Here is a 6473-nt window from a genome sequence, read left to right as displayed (position 1 = left end):
GTCTTCGTTGACGACTAAGATATCGACAGTTTCTGGGATTGTGATCGTGACGTCAGCAACTGCGACAGTACTGGTTCCCAATACAAAAGCAGCAAGTAGTGGTGTTTTTATTTTCATTGTTGGTTCCTAATCAAAATGGCTCCAAGCCATTGAAAAGAGTGCCTAGCTCTCGAGCAGATTTCAATTCCTCAATGTCAGATGTTTATAAATTTCATTAAATCTTAATCAATGGTCACGTTTATCTCTCACTATTTGGAAAATCTGCGCTACCTCTTATGGTAATGGGGATAGGAACTAGACTATAGTAACCCAGTGTTCAATGATTCAGGAGGATAACGCTATGGCATACGCAGCTATGTTAGACAGCAGACTAGTGTTGTCGCCGTGGTACAACGTTGATTACACGCTTTCCCTTCTCAATAAAGAAACGCTTCTTAGTTAATTTCTCCTAGGCCAATTGCGCCTAGTTTTTAAATTCGACATTTTATCAATTAACTTCACTCGTATTCGCTAGTACGGGTATTCGAATTATTTAAAGGAATTAACCATGAAACGTATCCCAGAACCCTTCCGCATTAAAATGGTAGAGCCAATCAAGATGACGACTTACGATGACCGTGTCGTTGCACTCGATGAAGCAGGGCTAAACCCATTCTTGCTGAAAAGTGATGATGTCTATATCGACCTATTGACGGACTCAGGCACCGGTGCCATGAGTGATAATCAGTGGGCAGGCTTAATGATGGGTGACGAGTCTTATGCGGGCAGCCGAAACTACTACAACTTGTGTGCAGCGGTTGAGCACTTTTTTGGTTACAAGCTGACCGTTCCTGCTCACCAAGGACGAGGTGCAGAACAGATCTTGTTTCCTGCGCTGATTGAGCGGATGAAAACGGTCCGCGGTGGCACGGACCCTGTGTTTATCTCCAACTATCACTTTGATACCACAGCAGGGCATATTGAACTCAATGGCGGTAAAGCGATCAATGTCGTTGATCAGCACGCCTTTGATACCACCACGCCATATGATTGGAAGGGCAACTTTGACCTCGATAAGCTTGAATCTACGATTGCAGCGCACGGCAGCGAAAACATTTGTGCAATCATTACTACGGTGACCTGTAACAGCTCCGGCGGTCAGCCAGTTTCTATGGCTAATATGCGCGCGGTGTATGAGATTGCGACTAAGAACGACATTCCGGTTGTGATTGATTCAGCACGTTACTGCGAAAATGCCTACTTTATTAAACAGCGCGAAGAGGGCTATCAAGACAAGTCTATCTTAGAGATCATCCGCGAAATGTACCAGTATGGCGATATGCTCACTATGTCAGCTAAGAAAGATCCTATGGTCAATATTGGTGGCTTGTGCTGTATCCGTGATCATGAAGAGCTTTTCCAAGCAGTGCGTACTCGTTGTGTTCCGATGGAAGGTTTTGTTACTTATGGTGGTATGGCTGGTCGAGATATGGAAGCCTTGGCGCGTGGTTTGTACGAAGGAGCCGATGAAGATTATCTCCATTACCGTATTAGCCAAGTAGAGTATTTGGGTGAACGTCTAAGAGAGGGGGGGATTCCTATCCAATATCCAACCGGTGGACATGCTGTGTTTGTTGATGCGGCTAAGATTTTACCCCATATCCCTGCCGATGAATTCCCAGCTCAGGTGCTATGTAATGCCCTTTATCTCGAGGCGGGCATACGAGCGGTGGAGATCGGCTCCTTATTACTCGGACGAGATCCGGAAACTGGCGAGCAAAAGGCCTCTGAGTTAGAGTTGATGCGCTTGACCATACCAAGACGTGTCTACACCAATGATCATATGGATTACATTGCTGATGCGATTATCGCCCTTAAAGAGCGAGCCCATGAACTTAAAGGACTGACGTTTGAGTATGAGCCGCCTGTGCTGCGTCATTTCACAGCACGCTTTAAATCTAAGTAATTAAGTAAACGTAAAACGGCCACTCAATCGAGTGGCCATTGTTTTATAACTATCGTTTGGGCTAGTTAACCGCTCGAACCTTGCCTTGTTTGAGGTTGTTCAGAACCTCAGATTTTGGTCCGTCCGCAATTACACAGCCTTTCTCCATCACGATGACACGATCAACCACGTCGAGCATGGAAGTCTTGTGAGTGATCAGGATAAGAGTCTCGGTGGATTTAAGCTGAGACAACTGCTGCTTGATATGCATTTCAGAGCGATTATCCATCGCACTGGTTGGTTCATCTAACAGTAGCACTGGCGGACGACCTAGAAGTGAGCGGGCAATCGCTACTGCCTGACGTTGACCACCGGATAACAACATACCGCCTTCACCCACTTGGCGCTCTAAGCCGGCAGGGTCTTGCTGAGTAAACACTGTTACACCCGCACGGTTCGCGGCGTCAAGTACGTCTCTGTCATCTGCTAGTGGGCGGCCAAGCGTGATGTTGTCACGGATGCTTCCATAGAACAGTTGGCTATCCTGTGGCACACAGCCGATGTTTCGGCGGATATCGATATGGTGCAGTTGGTCTATATCAGTATCATCGATTCTGACATGACCTTCCGTCGGTTTGAATAGCCCCATGATTAACCGCTCTAAAGTGGTTTTACCCGACCCAATACGGCCGATAATCGCGACTTTCTCTCCTGGGTTGATGGTCAGACTCAAATCACGAATCGATGCGATTGGAGAATCAGGGTAGTGGAAGGTGACCTTATCCAGTTCAATTTTGCCGTGAATAATAGGGCGGTGGATATAGCGTTTGCCCTCTTCTTGCTCATCAGGCATCGACATTACTTGTTCGATAATCGTCATTGAAGACTTGGCCTGATTATAACGGGTAGAGAGCAAAGAAAGCTGTACCATAGGACCAATAGCACGGCCACTTAACATGGTCGCAGCAATCAAACCACCCATGGTGAGCTCGCCTTCAGAGATCAAGTAAACACCTAGTATGATCATACCGACGTTAGATGCCTGTTGAACAAATCCAGCGGTGTTTTGGATACCATCCGTAATTCGTCGGCTTTTGATGTTCCAGTTTGCCATGTGAGCGACCGCCTCTTCCCAACGGAATTGGAATTGGCTTTGCGCACCAAAGAGTTTTACTGTCTCTAAACCAGACAGACTCTCGATAAGGTTGGCGTACTTTTGAGAAGCGAGTCTTGAGCCTTCTTCGATGGTCTGTCTTAACGGACCTTGAATCAGCGCAGAGTAGATAATTAGAATCAGCACCCCAACAATTGGCACAATCACCAAGTTGCCTGCCATTAGCCAAATCAATAATAGGAATAGGATGGCGAAGGGTAGGTCGATCAAAGAGCCAATGGTTGCCGAAGTAAAGAACTCTCGGATCGACTCGAACTCTTGTAAGTGACGTGCAAAGGCACCCACTGAAGCTGGGCGAGCCTCCATACGAATTCCCATCACTTTACTAAACAGCTTAGAGGAGATCAGTATGTCGGACTTCTTCCCCGCAACATCGATAAAATAACTGCGTAGCAGCTTTAGTACTAAGTCAAATAGAAAAATGACAAAGATACCGCTAGCAAGTACCCAAAGAGTTTCGAATGCGAGGTTAGGCACTACCTTGTCGTACACGAGGCGGGTAAACATAGGCGCCGCAATGGCGAATAGGTTGATTAAAATCGACGCGATGAGGACATCTCGATAAATCTTTTTCGATTGCCAAATTGTGCCCCAGAACCAGTGTCCTTCACTAGTTTTGAGTACTTCTGGAGAGCGTTCGTCGTAACGGAATTGCTTTTTGACTAAAAAATAGCGGCCAATATAGAGCTGTTCGAGATCTTCTATTGGGATCGAAATCGGTACTAACCCCGACTCGCCAGTGACAATTTCAGCTTCGGTTTTCTCGTCGTTGATGCTGTTGAGAACACAAGCATCGCCTGTTTTGAGAATTAAAACCACAGGCAGAACGAGTTGTGAGATGTCTCCGAGCGCTGAGCGATTTTCCTTGGCTACTAACCCAGCACGTTCAGCCGCACGAGGGAACAAAAATGGCGTCAACTTACCATCAGACAGAGGTAGGCCGTTAATCAGTGCCTCTGGTGAGTTTGCTAACCCATAGTAGCGACTAACGTAGATAAGCGAATTTAATAGCGGATCCTGCATGCTATACCTTTTGTTGATTATTTATCTACGATAAAGCCTTGGAAGACTTCAATAAAGTGTTCAGATAGAAAATCTAGCTGAGTTTGTGTTTCGACTCGAGATGCGATGGTCTTAATTCCTAAGTTGTGCGCCGTTCTTGAAATCGAAGTCAGAGTGAACTTCTGTTTCTCATCATCTAAGTGGTGCGTATATAGATAGTCGAGTTTCACATAAGCTGGCCTGAACTCGTTAATGTAATCTAACGATTGGAAGTTGCGTCCGTAGTTATCTACCCCGAAGTCGGCACCCGCTGCACGAACCGCGTTACAGAATAGCGCTGTATGGTGAGGGGAGTTAATAAAACAGCTCTCAGGAATCTCGAAGTGTAGTAGCGACGCAATAGAGGCATGCTTGCTCAGTAGCTTAGTAACCCAACGAATGAAGCTTGGCTGGGCAATACTACTTTGCGAGATGTTGATGGCAACAGGTTCCGCGAACTCACCCGCTTCCAAACGAGCAACAATAGACTCGACAACATATTCATCGAATAAGTGGCTAGCGTTGAGCTGTTCTAAGGCGAATAAGTACTGGTTTGCACTGTATCTCTCACCATCTTTTTCAATCGCCGAGAACACTTCTCTGTGATACGGCTGACCCCAACTGTCGTTAGCCGCTTGGAAGCGGAAGCTAAACCAATCATTGCTGATCGCTTCCTCAACAAGGTGTTTCCACTGCTGTTTACCCATCAGGTTATCGGTATCTTCACCGGTCACGAAGCCGTAATTGATTTCTGGATTCGACTTGGCGTTTGCTAGTGCGTTGTCCAACATAGTCAGAAGTTCACTAGAGCTGGTGGACGACTTGTTGTAAACCACACCCAGAGATAAGTTGGCCTTCGCCATACCTGTTGGATCTGCGTTGATGTCTTGTACGTACGTTACTATGCTCTCCGCGATCAGTTTGAGTTCGGAGTCATCGACGTTGGGTAGAATAAAACCAAATTCTTCGGTCGAGATACGTGCAAGTGTGACATCCGGTGCCGTCATTGACACTTTTAGGTGCTCAGCCAACTCTCTAACCATACCATCACCGGCTTCATAGCCTTTGTCGTCATAGAGCTCGCGAATGAAGCTTGCTTCAAGGATAGCGACGCCACCAATACCACCTTCGCCAATCCACGAATTTAACTGGCTCATATAGTAGGCACGGTTACCTAGCTGAGAAACAGGGTCAATGTAGGCTCTTTCTCGCAGGTGTTGTGCCTCTTTAGCCTGAGCCTTAAATGATTTCTCAAGCTGAGCAGACATGGTATTGATGCCATCGACTACGTAGATCAGGTCTTGAGTGGCTGGTCTTGGCAACGGTTCACCAAACTGATTGTTTGCCACTTGCTCCATTTTGTTGACGATCAATTGCAATGGTCGTAGCGCGCGCTTGAGTATGAATGAGATAGAAAATAAACCAATCAGCATGATAATGCAGAACGCGATAACAAGTCGTTCAAACGCGAGCCACAACTGGGTGTAGGCATCCCCAGGGTGACTGACAATTTCGACTTCTGCTAGTTGCATCCAACCGCTAGTAACGACTCTGCGGTCGTGAATTTTCTCAAACAGATTGAGACGGGTAAACCACTTGGGTACGTCATTTGGCTTGACCGGATAGGAGCGTAGAATCTCATCCCCAGTATCGAGGAAGATCAAACGCACAACTGAGTAACTACTGCCATCAAATAGGGCGTTGATTACTGACTCCACAGCAACTTGGTCTTTGCTTTCCAAATAGGGAGCCAGTGCGAGCCCGACTGTATTGATGGTGTTATTGACCTCGGATTGCTGCTGCTGAATGAGGTTATTGCGCGTAGTGTTGAATTCGATGATGAACACCGAAATTAACAACATCAATATCACCGCAATCATTCCCGCGACAAGTTGTTTATATAAAGTCATGTTGCCTACTCATCATAATTGACTATTGGTTTATTTAGTTTGAGAGACTTCTCTCGTGCACGAAGGTCGTTCCATAGGCTTAACCTAGAAGACTTTCCTGCTAGTTGTCCTTGTTTGGATTTCATCAGCCACAAGTTTTTACCGTTAAAACTGTATATAGGTAGTAAGTCACGACGTTTAGACGCGCGTTTGATTTGTGGGTCTATGTTGTCCAGTAGAATAGGCTCCGCGCTTGGTTTGGAGTAGTAAGCGAGAACCATATGAAACTGATTTAATTCAATGGCCTTAACATACACTAGGCGTAGTTTCTTGTCTGATACACCTAGCTCAAGAAGAGAAAAGTATTTAGCGATGGTAAAGTCTTCGCAATCTCCGGCGTTACTACCGAGGAACTCGAGCGGTGTTGCCCAGTAGTCATTTTTAC

Annotated in this window: 4 protein-coding genes; 1 reads left to right on the top strand and 3 read right to left on the bottom strand. The window is 46.1% G+C overall.

What is annotated here, in order from left to right; genetic code table 11:
* Positions 1-547: 547 nt before the first annotated feature.
* Positions 548-1945, top strand: a complete 1398-nt coding sequence (locus QTO00_RS12130; protein WP_038201635.1) for a tryptophanase — start codon at positions 548-550, stop codon at positions 1943-1945.
* A gap of 61 nt (positions 1946-2006) precedes the next feature.
* On the opposite strand, the gene QTO00_RS12125 is transcribed toward QTO00_RS12130, so the two are convergent.
* From QTO00_RS12125 to QTO00_RS12115, 3 genes are all read right to left on the bottom strand, one after another.
* A complete protein-coding gene (locus tag QTO00_RS12125) occupies positions 2007-4121 on the bottom strand; it encodes a type I secretion system permease/ATPase (RefSeq protein ID WP_331425047.1) in 2115 nt (704 codons plus the stop codon).
* A 17-nt stretch (positions 4122-4138) separates the two neighbouring features.
* Positions 4139-6049: a bifunctional diguanylate cyclase/phosphodiesterase gene (locus QTO00_RS12120; protein WP_331425046.1), complete on the bottom strand. Its 1911-nt coding sequence runs from the start codon at positions 6047-6049 to the stop codon at positions 4139-4141.
* 5 nt (positions 6050-6054) lie between these two features.
* The coding region (locus tag QTO00_RS12115; protein WP_331425045.1) for a transglutaminase-like cysteine peptidase at positions 6055-6473 on the bottom strand (419 nt) is incomplete at its 5' end.

The sequence above is a fragment of the Vibrio sp. M260118 genome, from assembly GCF_036533755.1.
GTDB lineage: Bacteria > Pseudomonadota > Gammaproteobacteria > Enterobacterales > Vibrionaceae > Vibrio.
The sequence above is the reverse complement of the archived record's forward strand: the minus strand, read 5'-3'. Positions and strand labels throughout refer to the sequence as shown.

Excerpts from the sequence above, each read along its gene's own strand:
- QTO00_RS12130 (WP_038201635.1), top strand. The coding sequence starts at position 548 with ATGAAACGTATCCCAGAACCCTTCCGCATTAAAATGGTAGAGCCAATC.
- QTO00_RS12125 (WP_331425047.1), bottom strand. The coding sequence starts at position 4,121 with ATGCAGGATCCGCTATTAAATTCGCTTATCTACGTTAGTCGCTACTAT.
- QTO00_RS12120 (WP_331425046.1), bottom strand. The coding sequence starts at position 6,049 with ATGACTTTATATAAACAACTTGTCGCGGGAATGATTGCGGTGATATTG.